Source organism: Paenibacillus monticola (genome assembly GCF_009664975.1).
GTDB classification, from domain to species: Bacteria; Bacillota; Bacilli; order Paenibacillales; family Paenibacillaceae; genus Paenibacillus_AQ; species Paenibacillus_AQ monticola.
Genome location: NZ_WJXB01000010.1, coordinates 138,737 through 156,843 on the forward strand (window position 1 = coordinate 138,737; position 18,107 = coordinate 156,843).

At 51.0% G+C, this 18,107-nt stretch carries 10 protein-coding genes; all 10 read right to left on the minus strand.

Annotated features, from left to right (window positions below; translation table 11 throughout):
* Positions 1 to 81: 81 nt before the first annotated feature.
* Entirely contained in the window at positions 82 to 684 is a 603-nt protein-coding gene (locus GJB61_RS22230; RefSeq protein ID WP_154121225.1) for a hypothetical protein, read from the minus strand.
* A 16-nt stretch (positions 685 to 700) separates the two neighbouring features.
* Positions 701 to 1,705, minus strand: a complete 1,005-nt coding sequence (floA, locus tag GJB61_RS22235; RefSeq protein ID WP_154121226.1) for a flotillin-like protein FloA — start codon at positions 1,703 to 1,705, stop codon at positions 701 to 703.
* 61 nt (positions 1,706 to 1,766) lie between these two features.
* A complete protein-coding gene (locus GJB61_RS22240) occupies positions 1,767 to 3,092 on the minus strand; it encodes an NfeD family protein (RefSeq protein WP_154121349.1) in 1,326 nt (441 codons plus the stop codon).
* Positions 3,093 to 3,267: 175 nt separating this feature from the next.
* Positions 3,268 to 3,711 (minus strand): GatB/YqeY domain-containing protein, encoded by a 444-nt coding sequence (locus GJB61_RS22245; protein ID WP_154121227.1) that lies wholly within the window; start codon positions 3,709 to 3,711, stop codon positions 3,268 to 3,270.
* Between the two features lie 15 nt (positions 3,712 to 3,726).
* On the minus strand, positions 3,727 to 3,900 hold the full coding sequence (gene rpsU, locus GJB61_RS22250; protein ID WP_036657994.1) for a 30S ribosomal protein S21: 174 nt from the start codon (positions 3,898 to 3,900) through the stop codon (positions 3,727 to 3,729).
* A gap of 138 nt (positions 3,901 to 4,038) precedes the next feature.
* On the minus strand, positions 4,039 to 4,398 hold the full coding sequence (locus tag GJB61_RS22255; protein ID WP_154121229.1) for a histidine triad nucleotide-binding protein: 360 nt from the start codon (positions 4,396 to 4,398) through the stop codon (positions 4,039 to 4,041).
* 1,040 nt (positions 4,399 to 5,438) lie between these two features.
* Positions 5,439 to 8,885, minus strand: a complete 3,447-nt coding sequence (locus tag GJB61_RS22260; protein ID WP_338116025.1) for an AAA family ATPase — start codon at positions 8,883 to 8,885, stop codon at positions 5,439 to 5,441.
* A 1-nt stretch (position 8,886) separates the two neighbouring features.
* Positions 8,887 to 10,068: an exonuclease SbcCD subunit D gene (locus GJB61_RS22265; protein ID WP_154121230.1), complete on the minus strand. Its 1,182-nt coding sequence runs from the start codon at positions 10,066 to 10,068 to the stop codon at positions 8,887 to 8,889.
* Between the two features lie 44 nt (positions 10,069 to 10,112).
* The gene (addA, locus tag GJB61_RS22270; protein WP_154121351.1) at positions 10,113 to 14,195 is read right to left on the minus strand and encodes a helicase-exonuclease AddAB subunit AddA; all 4,083 of its coding nucleotides are present in this window, start codon (positions 14,193 to 14,195) and stop codon (positions 10,113 to 10,115) included.
* 2 nt (positions 14,196 to 14,197) lie between these two features.
* Positions 14,198 to 17,710 carry a helicase-exonuclease AddAB subunit AddB gene (addB, locus tag GJB61_RS22275; RefSeq protein WP_154121231.1) on the minus strand — a complete coding sequence of 1,171 codons (3,513 nt, stop codon included), beginning with the start codon at positions 17,708 to 17,710 and terminating at the stop codon, positions 14,198 to 14,200.
* Positions 17,711 to 18,107: the final 397 nt, after the last annotated feature.

An 18,107-nucleotide genomic window follows, 5' to 3' on the forward strand; every position in this document is an offset into this window, starting at 1 on the left:
AAAAAAAGCCCTCGATTCCCCTTAAGGAATACGAAGGCTTTAGTCTTAATGAATCAAAAAAGAATGATAAAAAATTTCTATTTATCTGCGGACGTAGTGAGGCTGTTTGGAACGTGGAGCCCCCAAAACCTCAGCCCAGATCAGACCTTGGCGTAGTTCTTCACGATTCCCCTTAAAATAGGGCTGATCGGTTGATCCGACAACGTAATTCTTCGGTTCATAAGCACCCTTTTCTGAGCCTGCACCAGCCATTCCGTCAAAAGTAGCTTGAATACGCTCCAGCTCACGTTGCATTCTTTCCGTACGTTCCTTCACTCCATCCCTAACCTCTGGCTGTTCCAAAGACATACCTTCCCCTGTCACATAATCTGGAGTGGGTATTCGCGCGGATTCCGGGAAGGCTGGGGAAGCGTCATACTGACGTTCCTCGCTTGGCATGGTCTGCCGGTTGCGCTGCGGCAAATCATTGCCAGGAACAGGAAAGCCGCTGCCTTTCGTTGCTTGCCTTTCTCTGTCCAGAGTATCGCTAGGACGATTAGCCCCGCGTAGCGGATTGCCATTCCCCCCGCCAAAGGTCGGCATCCCGCCCCTAGAAGGTCCCTTAGACTTGTTTTTCCCTGCTTTATTCAGTCTGGATATAACTGCGAATAGAACTACCGCAATGATATAGATCCAACTGCTCATGGGAACTCACATCCCCTTATTTATTATTATTTGGATGGTTGCTGTCGTCCTGATCATTCATCTTGCTAAGAGAGCCTCGCATTTGGGTATCAGCCTCAATGTTTTTAAGATTCATATAATCCATCACACCAAGTTTGCCTGCCCGCAATGCTTCAGCCATAGCCAGTGGTACCTGTGATTCAGCTTCCACGACAAGCGCCTTCATCTCCACGACACGAGCCTTCATCTCTTGCTCATGGGCCACAGCCATGGCTCTGCGTTCCTCCGCCTTCGCCTGTGCGATGCGTTTGTCCGCCTCGGCCTGTTCTGTTTGCAGATAGGCTCCGATATTCTTGCCTACATCGATGTCGGCAATATCAATGGATAGAATCTCAAAGGCTGTACCGGAATCCAGACCTTTAGACAGCACAGTACGCGAGATCGAATCCGGATTCTCCAGAACGTCCTTGTGCGAATTACTCGAGCCAACCGTAGTAACAATCCCCTCACCAACACGTGCGATGATCGTTTCTTCACCCGCACCACCAACGAGACGATCAATATTAGCGCGGACAGTAACCCGTGCTTTAACTTTAACCTCAATCCCGTTTTTAGCGACAGCAGCGACTATTGGTGTCTCGATAACCCGTGGGTTAACGCTCATCTGTACAGCCAGCAGCACATCGCGACCTGCAAGGTCGATAGCCGCTGCACGTGTGAATTCAAGTGGAATATCCGCCCGTTGAGCAGCAATCAGCGCATTGACGACCCGGTCCACGTTCCCTCCGGCCAGATAATGGCTCTCCAGCTCATTGATGTTAATCCCAAGTCCTGCTTTCGTAGCTTTAATCAGCGGATTAACGATCCGGCTTGGCGTCACCCGCCGTAATCTCATCGCTACCAAAGTAATAATACTAATTCTTACGCCAGAAGCCCACGCGGACACCCACAGCATGACTGGAAAGAAGCTGAAAAAGACGCTAAGCACAATGATCACGGCAACCGCGATCAACAAAAATGTTATTAAAGAAGCTTCACCCATACTCTAACTCAACCTCCATTTTAATATTTCAGGAATTCACAGTGCCAATTCTTAATTTACCTTAGGCTTTAATTTCCTTCACCACAATCCGTCCACCCTCAACCTTGATCACTGAGATGGCAGAATTCATGTCAATGAAGCCACCCTCTGTAACTACATCTATTCGCTCTCCGCCAACTATTGCCGTTCCGGAGGGACGAAGCGGTGTGATACTGATCCCAGTACCGCCGATCAGGTTCCGTTTCTCTTCCACAGGCACAAAACCCTGTTTCTTAGTCAGACTATCTTTCAAAATAAATCGATTCCAGATCCCGCGTTCTTTGAATACAACTGCAACAATAATGATCACCACAGCTGCAGCGGCAAAGGCGATTCCCAGACTGAACAAGGCATGTGTATAGCTAAAGGCGGCTCTTACAACACCTGCAACAAGACAGACTGAGCCTAACAGCCCCAAGATACCGAAGCTTGGTACGAACAACTCCAGCACTAGCATGACGAGACCCACAATGAAGAGCAGCAGGGTTTCGGCACCGGCAAAGCCAGCCACATAGTTTCCGAAGAAGTATAGGGCAAAGGCTAGCGTCCCAATAATTCCAGGTGCGCCAAAACCCGGCACAAGCATTTCAATCACAACTCCGGCTATGCCGATGAACAGCAAAATCGTCATAATAATCGGATTGGTCAGAAATTGCGACATTTTCTCGGCACCGGTATGCTCCACGCGAAAAATGTCGTCTGTTGAGTAGCCCAGCCAAGTGATGGCGGCTTCCGGTGTAGCTGTAATTTGGTCAGCATAACCAGCCTTTAGCGCTTCATCACTGGTCAGGGCGATAATTTCACCTTTACTCTTACTTATACCAAGTTCAGGTTTATCTACAACAGCATTAATATCCATCATCCCTGCGGCGATATCTGGGTCGCGTCCGTTCAGCGCAGCCGCGCCAACCATCTTTGCTTTCCAATAGGAGATCATCTTAGCATCATCCACGCTTTGGCCGTTCATGTCCACCAGTGATGCAGAACCGATCATACTGCCGGGCTTCATAATAATCTTGCCTGCGTTCAAGGCTATGTAACTACCTGCAGAAGCTGCGTCGCCCTTAATATAGGCAGCTGTTGGAATTCCGCTATCTCTTACCATCGTGCCAATCTGCTCTGCTGAATCTACAAGTCCGCCCGGTGTATCTATTTCCAGCACAATCAAAACTGCTCCATAATTGGTTGCTTCCTGAAAGCCCCGTTCCAAGAATCTCTGTAGTCCTCTTTCGATTTCCTGATCGACCGGAATAATAAACACTGGGCCTTTCTTAAGTTCCCCAACTGACACATCAGGTGACTTGGGTGGAGCGATGTCAGCGTTAACATCAGCTGTTAGCGGAATCATAAGCAGTAACAACAGGACAGCAGCAAAGCTAGCCAAGGCTATTTTGCGAAATCGTTTCAAACTATTCCCTCCCTTCTTCAATAGGACCCCTAACTTTATCTGTAGTACGCCGAAGATGGCGATACGTTTCAAAACAAAGAAAAACACCCCTTAAAAAAGGGGTGCTAGCGTTTTATTATTGCAGAAATTGTTGAACCGCTTGGTTCACGAGTTTACCATCAGCGCGCCCTTTAACCTTAGGCATCAGTGCGCTCATGACCTTACCCATCTCGCTCTTCGAAGAAGCACCAGTTTCCTGGATAGTTTGCTGTACAATGAGGTTAATCTCTTCTTCAGAAAGTTGTTCAGGAAGATATTTCATAATAATCTCGATTTCTGCCTTCGTACTCGCAACAAGCTCATCGCGACCCGCTGATTCAAATTCTTGGAGGGCATCTTTGCGCTGTTTGATTTCACGACTTAGGATATCAAGCACTTCGTTGTCGTCTAATGTTCTCTTCAAATCTATTTCAAGATACTTTATTGTAGATCGAACCATTCGAATCGTGGAGAGTGTGAACTTGTCCCTACTCTTCATCGCTTGCTTCATATCTTCGTTCAATCGTTCGCTAAGATTCATGCGTGGGTAATCCTCCTAAAACTTTCTCTTACGAGCAGCCTCGGACTTCAGCTTTTTCTTAACGCTTGGCTTTTCGTAATGCTTGCGTTTCTTCACCTCAGCCAAGACACCATCTTTTGCGATGGAACGTTTAAAGCGACGAAGTGCAGCATCAATTGTCTCGTTTTTGCGAACTTTCGTTTCAGACACAGTTTCCCCTCCCTCCGACCATACCGTCAAAAGAGCATAACACGGTTTATCAAATTCCATTATAGGTCAAACGGAAATAAGGTGTCAACCTTCGCGTCATTATTTTTTCGGACAAGCCTTTAAATCCCGAACTTTCTATTAGGCGTGAGAAGCTGAATTCCCAACCAGGGCACCAAGCTTGGTTCCTCCAAGCAAGTGATAATGAAGATGAGGAACCGCTTGTCCACTATCAGGCCCGCAGTTGTTAATCAGACGGTAACCGGATTCTGCTATCCCAAGTTCTCTGGCAAGCTGCTGCGCTACGCTATGAATTTCAGCGATCAACGGCAGATCCTCAGGGGTGACCTCGTTCATTGAAGCAATGAACTTCTTCGGAATAATCAACACATGCACGGGTGCAGCAGGCTCAATATCATAGAACGCGAGAATCCGTTCATTCTCATATACTTTATGCGCAGGAATAGTCCCCTCGATAATTTTGCTAAACACGGTTTCCATATCTTTTCCTCCTAAAATTATTATGGAGCTTAGTTGTTTGGGATACTTCATCATAAAAATCGCTTCGAAAGCATTAATTGTGGGAGCGTTGTTGTGGAATTTTATGTCTCTAATCATACAGGATATTGATCGAATGCGAAAGTAAGGACTAGGTACAGGAAATAGGAGAACTTGTTTATTTTAGGGTTAGGGATATCGTCTACTGCCCAAGACTATACATAGATGATCCCATCCTCAGCAGCAGCAATTGATGTAGTAAATACAACATTTCATCGCCAATCACTCTGCAAAGGAGAAATGTTGTACGAAATACAGATTATACTAACTTGGAAGTCCATATTTGCTTGAAATCATGGATTTAATACAACAATGTAACTTTAACAGGCTGCCTCAGGATAATATGTTGTAAAAGATACAGGAATCTATTAAGCCTAATTCCACAATAGATATTAGCTCCAATCGATCGAACTTCTGGATGCTATCTATTCACAATAACAATAACTTGAGATTATAATCTCAAACAGATCCAAATGTTCGCACGGACATGGAGCTAAGAAAACTAAGAAGTTATGAAGTTACCACCAATGCTCAAGCTGCAATTATGGATTGGAAATTACAAATTCGACAAACATGTTGCTGTATCAGTAACAGATAAAACATTTCAGAATTACCCTTAGGATCAGCTAGTATTGAGTGGATAGCAAAAAATGCTTACTTAGTAATCAGGAATTTAAGAAGAGGAAAGTCAAAGTGGTTGGGATAAAGTTTTGTGGAATTTCTGATGGAGTAGATGACTGCGCGGCTCCAGGCGCTGATAAACGGGCGAATTCTGAGATTAGGGGTAGTTTATTTCAAAAAAAAAAAAAAAAAGAAACACCCTTCACAGCTCATAAAGCTGATTCGGCGGCGGACGTATGAAAAGGAGATTTGTTCCCGGTCATACGTCCGCCGAGGTGTTTCTAAAATGATGTCGGCTTAGCTGTATTATAACAAGGCGATAGTGCTGTATCTGTGACAGATATCACAAACTTCTCTATGGATCACATTTTTTCCAAAATAATACGCGAACCCCCACCACCTTGTTCAGCAGGCACAATAACGAGCTTGCGTGGCAGACGTGCCCGAAGCTCCGGAACATGGCTGATAATGCCTACGGACAGCTGATCGTTGTGTAATTTCTCGAGTGATGTAATTACAGTATCGAGCAAATCCGGGTCTAGGGTGCCAAATCCTTCATCCAGGAAGAAAAATTGCAACGGATATTGTCCCCGCAGCTGGATCTGGGCTGATAGGGCCAGCGCCAGCGACAGGGAGGTTAAAAAGGTCTCTCCACCGGATAACGTTGAGACAGGCCGTCTCACTCCACCATTCCCATCATCACGAATAACGAAGCCACCAGCAGAATCGACCTCCAAGGCATACCGCTGCTTGCTTAAGAAACGAAGACGCTGGGACGCGGCCTGGCATACTTGCATCAGTTGCTCCTCAGCAATATATTCCACAAAAGCATTTCCACGCAGCACGGACTGCAGCTTAGATAACTGATCCTGAAGAGCTGCATGCTCGGTCCGCTGGGCTTCGAGCTCCATCCAGCGATTATGCCGATGACGCAAATCCTCCAGATCACGTTCGCTGCGCGCCCGGTTCTGGAGAGAGCTTTCGTCGTCTTCCCGGCACTGGCGAAGCTTATTCTGACTCTCCAGCCATTCTTCCGGACTCATTACAGCTCCATCCAGCTTCTCTGCAATATGCCGCAGCTGCAAAGCGACTTCTGCTTCATCTGTTCGATGGTTAAACACACGGGAAGCCGCCTTCTCCCGCTCTTCAGATGTGAGCGCTGCTCTTTCCACTTCAATCGCAGAGGCAAACGGCGAAGAATTCAGACTTTGCTCCCACTGGCTGGCTGCAATTAAGAAATGCTCATGCGCAGAGTCTGCAGCCTGCCGGGCAATAGCTGCAGCTTTGACTTCATGCTGAGCCTTGTCTGAGACAGTCCGCAAGGTCTTTCGGCAGCCTTCCAGTGCAGATAAGAGTTCCTGCAACCGCCGTTCGCATTCGGCCAGTAGGGGACCGGCTGCTCGCCCTTCTGTCCACTCTAACAGCCGTTGTTCCTTCTCACGCAGCAGCTCTTCCTTGCCTTCCAGCTGGGCATTCCACTGGACCAGCTCTTTATCCAGTTCAGCAATTCCTTCTTGCAGATTCTGCACGGCTATGCTCTTGTCGTCGAGAAACTTGACGCTGATCTCTAGACGTCCCCTAATCTCCTCCGCCTGCTCGTCCTTCTTCAGCAACTCACGGTAGGCATTCTCTGCTTCACCTGGTACCAGCTCAGGGAACTGTTGTGTCCAACTTTGTTGTAACGCCGACAGCTGGACGCTCAATTCCTCAGCCTTGACTGTAATCCCATCTACCCAGCTCCGCTCGGCTGCCACACTTGCAGCTTCTTGGAGACATTGCTGCTGGTTATGCTGCATGGAACGCTGCCACTCGCCTGCTCCGCGCCGCAGTTCTCCAGAGAGCTCCTTCAGTTCCGCTATAGCATGTTCCAGTTCGGTCAGATTGTTCTCAGTCAGGGGCTTCAATGCTACGGCTGCGGAAACAATAGATAAAGTGTTCGAACTGTTACTTCTGTTCTGTTCTTGTTCCAGTCCTGCGGCCGCTGGAAGCTTCAGTAAATCTGCAGCCCCATCGCCGTAGACTTGCTGCAGCCATGCCTGGTCCTGCTCCCACAGGCTATGAAATACATGACGTGCTTCCAGTGCTCGTCTGGACATACTTCTGACCTGCTGGAGCTGAATTTCCAGCTCTGCATGCTCCTCATTGCCCTGCATTTGAGCAGGTGCAGGATGATGCTGACTGCCGCATACAGGACAAGGCTGGCCTTCTTCCAGCTCACTGGCTAAGGTAAGTGACAGCCTATGAATCTCTTGGCCTTTCAGAGCCGCCTCCAGCGTGCCGCCATGGAGCTCAAGGCTCTCGGCTGCGGCTGCGGCGGTTGCTTCTGCCGCCAGCAATTTCTCAAGATGCAGTGCAGCTTCGCGGATTAGCTCCGCGCGCGCTGCTTCGAGCCCATCCCGCCGGAGTTCGGCCTCGGCGAGACGGGCTTGCGACACCGTGAGCGCTGCTGCGCGCTCACGGCGTTCCGTATCCGCCGAATTCCACTGGGATTCGGCGGAGCGCAGCCCTTGCAGTCTCTGCATGGCTTCCTGCAGAGACTGCCGCTCCTGGGAGCGGACCGCCAGCGGCTGCAGGCTCTGCTGCAGCTCGTGCTGCCGCTTTTGGCCCTTGGCCAAAAGCTCCCGCTCCCGGGCCATGCTCTCCCGCAGCGCGCCAAGCTTGCGGGAGGCCTCCTCGCGGCGCTCGCGCAGCGCGCCAAGCTCACGGCGCAGCCCGCCGAGCTCGGCTTCCAGCTCGAGCGCGCGGCGGAAGGTGTCGGCCCCCTGCCGGAGGGCCGGCTCTTCCAAGGCCAGCGCGGCCTGCGCAGCAGCCTCGGTCGCTGTGGCTGCCGCCGCCTCCGCTTCCGCGACGGCGGCCAATACCTCTTGGCCCTCCGCGCGGGCCAAGAGGTTCTGCCAAGTCTCTTCCGCGCTGCGCCAGGCTTTCAGCGCAGGCAGCCTTTTCTCGGCTTCGTCAGCCTTGCCGAGCTTACCCTCCAGGAGAAGGATCTCCTCCTGACGGGCTAATAGACCCTGCCGCTGCAGCTCGCGGCGGGAACGCTCCTCCTGCAGCTCGCGGATTCTCGCAAAGCGCTCAGCAACCTGAACAGCCGCCTCCAATTTCTGGCGGCACTCCACGGCATAGGCAATAGCCTCCTGCAGCCGCTCAGCCGCGGCCTGCATATCCGCTTTGCCTGCGCTGCCAAGCCCCTGCTGCTCTGCTTCCAGCGCGCGCAGCGCAGCTTCGTTATCCTTCACCCGGCGGCTGAGCTTAAGCGCTAGCTGATCCCCATATTGCTCCAGATGAAACAGGCGCTGCAGCATCTGTCGGCGGTCCACGCCGCGCAGGGACAGAAATTCAGCGAATTTCCCTTGCGGCAGCACGACTGCCCGGGTGAAGTCGTCCATTTTCAGCCCGATATGCTCCTCCACACAACGCGTGACATCTGCCAGCTTATCAGCCATGACGTTGTCCCCGTCAGCGGTAACTTCGATAAACCGACTGATCGTATTACTGACCGATTGTTCACCCGTGCGCTTAAACTTCCGTTCAACACGATAGCGGCGAGTCCCTTCGGAGGAGGTGAGCTCAAAGGTAAAAGCCACGCTCAGCGAATCCTCGGAATGGTTCATAATTCCCTGCGTGCCATTCACCGCACGCTCCACTTTGCCATACATAGCCAGCGTAATCGCATCCAGCAGAGTTGACTTCCCGCTGCCCGTCGGTCCAAATATACCGAACAGACCGGTTTCCGTTAGACTTTCAAAGTCAATTTCCTGCATCTCTCTATAACTCTGTAATCCAGCTACTTTTAATAGAATCGGCTTCACCTTAGTTCTCCTCCCCTTCCTCCGGCTGATGCCGTTCTTCCTGTGTCAGCTCCAGAAACAGCTCAATCAAGCTATCCTCTGGCTCTGCCCCACCCGTCTGCCGCTGATAGAATTTACGGAACAATTCCTGCACGGGCATACGCGAGCGGGAGATTTGCTCCAGCTCTTGTTCCATCTGCGGATAAATCGGTCGAATATGTATAATGCCTTCCCGTGATTTGCGCAGCCGCTGAATATCACTCATCGACAACGCTTCACTGAGGCGGATTTCCAAATCAATAAAAGCGGAAGCATCTCTTCCTTCGTCCAACCAGCGGTAAACCTCATCTATTCCGCCAGTGGAATTCCATCTGACCAATGGACGGCCGCAGCGGAGATAAATTTCTTCAAAGCTGGGCTCTACGCCCGGAACAGCATCAACCAATGTAACCGACTTGGCTTGCCCTGCTTCCGAGAAGCTATAAGCCAGCGGTGAACCGCTATAGCGAATCATTCCCTCACCCTTCACCCGCTGGGCTCGATGCAGATGCCCAAGCGCAGTGTACTGTGCTCCACAAGACAGGGCGGAAGGATCTACAGTATACGCTCCACCAACCTGTATCGGTCGTTCTGAATCGCTTTCCACTCCGCCAAGTACATAAATGTGACTCATAGCTAGATTCACGGTCTGCGGAGTAAATTCCCGACCCAGCAGCTTCATAAGCTTGCCTACGCGTGCACTGTAAGCGAGACGCAGCTCATCCTCACCACTATCCCCAGCCAGCAATTCCCCGAGGCGAGCCTCGGAGGGATATGGAAGGGCAGCAATCTTAGCGATTTCGCCTGTACGTCCGACCTGAATAGTTACCGGTTCCGAGGTAGGCAGACCCACCAATGTAATCCCTTGCCGGAGAACGAGTGGAGATACGGAGGCAACGCGCTCGGGCTGGTCATGGTTTCCGGATATCACAACGAGTGGCCGACCATTTGCTGTCAACCGAGCAGCGGCATCGTAGAATAATTGCTCCGCTGCCGCCGGAGGATTAACCGAATCATAGACGTCACCCGCCATTAAAATGAGATCCACCTTATGGGCATCGGCAATCTCCACCAGCTCATCGATGAACTGCTCTTGCTCCTTCTGCCGGCTTCTTCCCTCCAGCGTCCGGCCAAGGTGCCAGTCTCCCGTATGCAATATCCGCATCTTCCGCCTCTTTCTCCGCACTTTATGCGGCAATGAATAGTTATTTATAAGCTTACAGCATGTCCACCATCAAAAAAGTACAGCCACAACTCGCTGATCGGTTCTCCTAGAATATCATTTAACGCCTTGCCGTACAGCTCCAGTTGAAAGCGGTATTTATCCTTGAGGTCGTCTAATGCGTTCGGATGCTCCAGAACAGTATCAGTCTTATAGTCTAGTAAGATTAACCGATCTCCCTCACGGAAAAGACAATCAATAACCCCCTGAATCAATACAGCTTCGGCTTTAGCATCATTTTCTGGTGCCGAAGAGAATTTGGAGACGGCTTCATCTAGAAAACTCAAGCCTTGGTAGGCTTCACTAGCCGGAACCATATAACTAAATGGAAGCTCTCTTCTCTTCCAAGTAGAAGCCAGTAGTCTTTGTCCAAGCTCACTCTTATAAAAACCCTCGACTTGCTCTGGAACTACTGCCTCCGTCTGCTCAGCCGTCACAATCGCTACCCGCTCCAGACGTGCCAGTGTTTCCTCGACAACAGTGTGATCAACCGGTCCTTCAAGCGGAATATGCTGCATAACTGTATGGTACGCAGTTCCCCGCTCCGCAGAGGTCAGACTACGCTTCTCCATAAATTTGGGGCGCCGCAAATGAAGACTGTCGGCATTAGCAACGCTACGCCCTCCGATTCTCTGAGCAGCAAGCTCCCCTTCCTCCAAGAGATCAAAGGAAGGCTGCTCTTGCATAGATAACAAGGCTTTCAGCTCCGTTACTGAGGTCTTGGCTGGAATACCCGAGGCTGCTGCATAAGGATAGCGCCAATTCAGCTTTCGGGCCACTTCCCTCCCAGCTTCGGTTCCTCCAGAAGGCGCGGCCTCCCCTCTTTGCAGGGCATGAAGCACTAACTGCCGCTCTTCATCCTTACCGCTGCCCTCCTTGGAAAGGAAAGCGCCAGTGCTAAGCTCGGTAGCGTCCAGCACACTGATGCTCCAATTGGAAATATCAGTATGCAGCACTGTAGAGACGGTTCCTTCTGAACCAGCCAGCTTGCGTAAGATGGTTGCTCTGGGATGACGGATCAGTGCGGGTCCAACCCAGTCCAGATAACAGCGCCCACGAGCCAGTAAATGGTCCGGCAGCAGCAATTCCTCCCGGCTCTGAATCGCACTCCAGCCAGCGATTTTACGAGGTAAATCACGAACCGTTCCCACCAGGATCATCTTATCTCTAGGCCGGGTCAGTCCTACATACAGCACACGCATTTCCTCTGCCAATAGTTCAAGCTTCGAGCGGCGGTTAATCGCCAGAAAGGGCAGCGTCGGATAGCTCACTCTTGTATCCCGTTCCACAAAACGGGGTCCGAAGCCCAGCTCCTTATGCATCAGAAACGGCGAATACAGATCCTGCCGGTTAAAAGGCTTGGACATACCGGCCAAAAAAACAACCGGAAACTCCAGGCCTTTGGATTTATGGATAGTCATAATTCTGACGCCGTTACCTTCTTCATCGCTTCCGCCAGCAACCCCAAGGTCGCCGCCATTCTCGCGCAGCCGGCTAATAAACACCAGAAAGCGGAATAAGCCGCGGGCCGAGGTATCATTCTCATATTGTACAGCCCGATCATACAAGGCTTTGAGGTTATTCTGACGCTGAAAACCTCCAGGCAGACCTCCGACCCACTCCAGATAGCCACTTTCTCCGTAAATACGCCAGATCAGTCCGCTCAGGCTACCCTGTCGAGCCGCGTTTCTCCAGCTTTCCAGTTGGTTCAGAAAGTATTGAAGCTTCCGGCGCAGCTTAGGAGCGATAGATGGCAGAATTCCGCTGGCCTTCTCCTCTTCATAAGCTGCGTTGATTTCACTTAAGTTAGAAGAACTATCCACTTCAGATGCAACCGATGCTTCAAACGCGTTCTCCGTAGTAGCTGCAACCTCGCTGTCACCAACCCCTACAGCCTGTCCCTGCTCTTTCACTGCTGCTTGCAAAGCTTCATAGAAAGAGCCTTGACTGCATAACCGCACAGTAGCCAGCTCCTCTTCGCCTAGACCCACAACAGGCGAGCGCAGCACTCCTGCCAGCGGGATATCTTGCTGAGGGTTATCTACTACTTTTAGAAGGGAAAGGGCGATTTCTACTTCTGTAGCCTGAAAATACCCTTTATTCTGGTCACCATATGCCGGTATACCTTCCAGCCTTAGCTCCTCAATCATCAGAGGCGTCCATATTCTGGCCGAGCGGAGCAAAATCACGATATCGCCATAAATGACGGGACGCATGATCTTGAGACCTTTATCATAAATAAGCAGCGGTGAACCGCCAGTCATACCAGTCATCTGCGAAATACGCCGGGCAATTGCCCGCGCTTCAAGCTGAGCTGTCTCACTCTCGATGACTTCGCTCTCCTGTGGGGCATCCTCGCCATCCTCCAAGGCTTCCTCTGCCTTACCTGTTGCGTTCTTGCCACGGTCGATTAATAACAGCTCCGGCGCAAAATTAGTATCCGGGCCTTTATCCTCAGTCCCTGGAAAATTAGCTCCATAAACCAACTCTGCGCGCTCATCATAGCTTATTTCCGCCACCGTCTCGTTCATAATCTGCTGAAAAATCATATTTACGGCGTTGACGACTTCACGGCGGCTGCGGAAATTACGGGCCAGATCGATTACCGATCCTGTAGACGACTCACTATCAGAGCCGCTAGCATTTACACTTTTGGTGCTGAAGCTATGGTATTTTTCCAGAAACAATCCTGGCTCCGCCAGTCGGAAACGGTAAATACTCTGCTTCATATCTCCAACCATAAAGCGGTTGCCAGGCGCTTCCCGGGATATCAGCCGCACGATTTCCTCCTGCACACTATTCGTATCCTGATATTCATCCAGCAGCACCTCGTCGTACTGGGCACGGTACTCCATGGCCGCATCAGAAGGCAGCGAGCTGCCTGGCAAAGAATCTGGATGTCGTAATATTTGCAGGCAATAGTGCTCCAGATCGCTGAAATCGACCAGCCCACGGCCAGATTTCTCTATTCGATAACGTTCGCCGAATTCGATCACCGTCTCGGCCAGCTCATCCATTAGCGGAGCTGCTTCGTGTAATTCGGCCAGAAAGACAGCTGCAGGACGGCCAAATAACGCCTTTTGAAGCTCCAATATACTCTTCTTGACGCTATCGCGCAGCTCTTTAACAGCTTCCTGAAGTCCGGGATCAGTAGAGTCTTTCTTGCAGGCTTTGAGCTTCCCGAAAGATACCTCCATAAAAATATCGTACAGCTCTGCCCAAGGCCGCTGATTCACAGCATCCGTGAGCTCTCTAACCATCACCAGATCAGCCGCTAAATTATCAGCATAAGGGGCTGGGCCACCCGGCATCAAGGCAATTTCCTGACCCTGCATTAGCTGGCTTATTGCCCCGGAGAGTGTCAACTTAGCTTCCTCTAGAATGCTCTGTACCCATGGTGTCTGGCTCAAACTGTCTGTATCCGGCAGCGAGAAATCGGCGGCAGTATCGCGCAGCCACTGGGCTGGCCAGGGATGGCTGCGGGCAAAATCATGCAGCCGCTGTATTAGCGCATGCACTGCATCATCGCTCCGCTCTCCGCTGAACCAATCGGCTAGCCTAACAAAGACAGTGTCTTCTCCGTCCTCGCTCACTACGCCATACTTCTCTTCCAGCAGTTCCTCCAGCAGCTCCTGCCGCATCATTTCGGCCTCATGCTCATTTAAGATACGAAACCCGGGGTCAATCGGGATGATCTGATAATACCGGCGAATCACTTCCATACAGAAGGAATGCAGTGTCGTAATGGAGGCCTTGCCCAACAGAGCAAGCTGACGGCGCAGATGGTCATTCTCACCATTGTCTTCCAGCGCCCGATCCAGCGCTTCTCGAATCCGCTGGCGCATTTCAGCTGCGGCGGCTTTGGTAAAGGTGGCAACGAGTAGCCTATCCACGCTAAAGCCATTCTCTTCCTTGCTGATTTTGCGGATAATCCGCTCCACCAGTACCGCTGTCTTGCCGGAGCCTGCTGCCGCCGCTACCAGGATATCATCACCGCTCTCGGCGATGGCGCGCCATTGGTCATCACTCCATATGCTGCCTTCCGGTTTAACTTCTATTTCAGCCTTCATGCTCACAGCGTAGCTCCTCCTTTGCGGGACAGCAGGTCCCAAATGATATCCTTGCCTGGCTTACCAAGATTGTTATAATCATTGCCTTCCACCGCTTCATCGAACTGGCATACCGGCCGGTAAGAGCAAAAGGTACAAGCCGTCTCCTGTTGAATACGGTAGGGCTGAATCTCTACATTTCCATCTGTAATACGGGTTCCGATGTCTGAAATCGTACTTCGCACAGAGGACAGCAAATGTCCCCACTGCTCCGGAGTGGCTACTGAGGCACTGCTATAAAAACTGCCATCGCTCTTCAGCGCGACTGGTACGATTGAGGAATACCCTTTGTCCAGACTGGTATCCATCAGGGAAACAATCTCGCGGTCTGCTGTCAGCAGCCCTTTCATCTTGAAGCGTTTCAGCAATTCCTGCTCTGCCTGCTCCCGATTCAGCCCATTGGGTGAGGTAAGTAGAGGGTCATGCACATGGAAATAGAGCGTCCCGGCAGGAAGCGCTGGGCGGCCCAGCCATTGTTCGGAATAGGTTAGCAATACATCTAGATAAGTCAGCATTTGCAGGGATAAACCATAGTAAACCTCATGGAGCTTAAGATCCTTCTGGCTCGATTTATAGTCAATTACCCGCAGCAGGATACCATTTGCCCCTTCGGCCATATCCACTCGGTCTATCCGGCCCACTACCTCCATCACACAACCATTCGGCAAAGTTATTCTTAAGGGAGGCAAATCCTTGCCCGGCCCAAAATCAAGCTCCAGCCCAACCGGCTCAAAGCTGCCCCGACGCGCGTGCTCACCCAGAATAACTGTTGCTCTTCCAACGATATTCTTCAGCTTCCGGGAGATGTATCCATAACGCTTGGAACTTAATAGAATTTCGCCCTGCAGCATCGGTGACAGACGATCCACTGTCTCTCCAGCCTCACGTCGACATTCCTCCGGTGTCATACTGCCCCAGCCGCGACCTTCATGCTGCAACCGCTTCGCCATATCGCTTAATGCAGCATGGAACAGCTGACCAATATCAGGCGCTTGCAGCTTATACAGCTGCCGTTCCCTTAGTCTGAGACCGTACGAAGCAAAATGGGAGAAGGCGCAGCCGACAAACTTCTCCATACGCGATACACTGCCACGTAGCGTTGTACCCCCATATAATCTAAGACTGGTTCCACGCTTCAACTTGATCCCGTCGTTGCGGTAAAACAGCGAGCCCAGCAGTCGGTCCAGCTGTGGCTTACGCGCATCATTCGCTATGAACCAATTGTACACATCCCACCATAGCTCGGGAATTTCTACTCCTTGACGCCATTGTCGCAGCTGCATAATCAGCATGCGCAAAGTCTGCTCCGGCTGAGCAACAAAACCCATATGCATGAAATCCCCAGCATCTGCAGTCAGACCCGCTGGAGGGAAGCCTGCAAGGGAGTGCTCCTGTGCCGAGGGGAACATTTTATGTAAATGGCGAATAACCTCGGAAGGCAGCAAGGGTTTCCCCTCTTCATCAGCAGATGCATAGCTGACCCATAATCTTCTGCTCGCCGTTGTCAGCGCGTTATAGATCAGAAAACGTTCATCCAAGAGCTTGCGGGAAGAACCCGGGGCCAACTCCATACCGGCGTTCTCCAGCACAGAACGTTCTCCCTCCGAGAGAATACCATCCTCTTTAAACTGAGCAGGAACAACGCCTTCATTAAATCCTAGCAAAAAAGCATATTTCACACCGGATGTGCGTGTCCGGTCCATATTCCCAATGAGTACCTGATCGAGCGCAGGCGGAACAAGCCCCATCTTCAGCTCGGCAAGTCCAGTTTCCAGCACACCGGCAAACACATCAAACTCTAACCGCTCATTGCCCATCATTTCGACAATCTGATCCAGCAGATCCAGTGTCGCGCCCCATAGCTGGCTATGTTCCCGTGCAGCCTCTGGCTGCCCCTTCTCCAAAGACTTTGCGCTCATAGCTTCGAGCTTGTGTGCTACATCCGTCTCTTGGAGCAAACTATAGACCGCAGTGCATAGCTCAAGACCGCTGCGGCTCTTCTTGACACGCTTCTCAAACGCGAACAATGGACCCGTTATCGCTGTCCGACAACGCTCCATGGTCAGCAGCAGATGTTCATCTACCCCTCGGCCACCCTCCATCGATAGACTCGGAATACCTCTCCAGGACCGTCCATCAGTCCAGCGGTACCCCTGTATACCGCAGGCCAGCACATAATTCTCCAGAACATCCATATCCTCACGTGTTAGACTGTGGTCCAGCGGAAGCAGCAGATCGGTCTTCACGCAACGGAACACATCCTCATAACGCCAGCGGCGACGCACCACATCCAACGCAGAGCGAATAAACTCGATGAGCGGATGATGCAGCTCATTTACTTTTTGATCCAGAAAGAATGGGACTCCGTAATCCTGAAAGAGCGGTGTCACTAGCTGCTCATAATCACCAATATTGCGCATGAACACCGCCATATCGCTGTATTTTGCCCCTTCGTCCCGCGCCAGTCTGATCATTTCGCGCAGCGCTCCCTCAACCTCCGCTCTACGGGAGGCGGCTGCACCGATCGAGACAGCTTCAGCTATTTGTGCATCTTCTCCGTACCAGCGAGTCCGATGGTCGTAGCCCTGTTCCAAATGGGCAAGCACGGGAGACAGTGCGAAGCGTGGAAGAATAGGCGGGCTCAGCAGCTCGTCCCAGATCTCCACACCCAGTTCCTCCGCTATTCCGCGCAGCTTGATATAAGTTACCGCCGCAGGATGAAAGAGCTCCAACTCATGCGGCTGTTCCCCCTGAGGGTATGTCCGGTCAAGCGTAAGCGACACGGTCAGCTTGGCCGCGCACAGCATTAATTCGCGCAGCACAACAAATTCCTGTGGAGTAAAACCATGAAAGCCATCCACCCATATTTCGGCGCCACGAATGTAGGAGGACTCTGGGATATGCTCTGCCAGTTCAGCCAAACGGTCTTCTTCGTCAATATACAGCCGTGACATTTCCTGCTCCAAGTCGCTAAATACAAGTTGTAAATCATCCAGCTTCCCCGCGAGAATTGGACTGCCTCCAATCGTATTCCGCATTCTGGACAATTGCTCGTCCAAATCGGCGGCACCTAGACAACACCGTTTCATTTCTGTATGCAATTGGCTAACCCGCTCTACAAAGCCTGGTCTGTCCGCAGAAGCACCAAATAGCTTCAACTCCTCTTTGCGGCGGTTGATGATTCTATAGATCAGCATCTTCTTGCCTTCTTCACTGATGGGCAGACTCGCGCTGCCCCCCGTTTCCTGCTTCACCCGGTAGGCGAGACGAGAAAAGCTAAGCGTCTGGGCCCGGATGCTTCCCTTGGCATTCCCAGCGCTCAAGAGTCCCCGTTCCGCACCAAAAGAGCCCTGCTCTGGAACAAGCACAATAATCGGCATCCCTAGCGGCTCCTGCTCTAAGGAGGCGGATACCGACTCCCATATCTTTGTTGTCTTACCGCTGCCCGAGCGGCCTATTAAAAAGTTTACCGGCATTACGCAAGACTCCTTTACGTGGCGAAGAGATTTAAAGAGACTACTTACAGGTGGAATCCACCTTTATAAATCTAATAATTCCTGCAACTTACTCATCCTCCAATTATACCATAACCTCATTTGAGAGAACATACGTTTGGGATTTTTTTCAAATGAATGGAAATGCTAAAATCCTTCCTTGAAGGCTTCAGAGGCAATATACTTGAGATTCATCAAGGTAATGATGTTAATATTTTGGTGAGAGGAATAAATTAACATCATTGTCTGCTGTTAATTGGAGTCATGCAGCTCTTGGTAACTCATTAACAGCAGTTACTGCCTCTAATTCGTCAATTCATCACTAAAATTTGCTCATCAGAGGAAATTAACAGCATTAATGGCAGTTAATTACCGAATT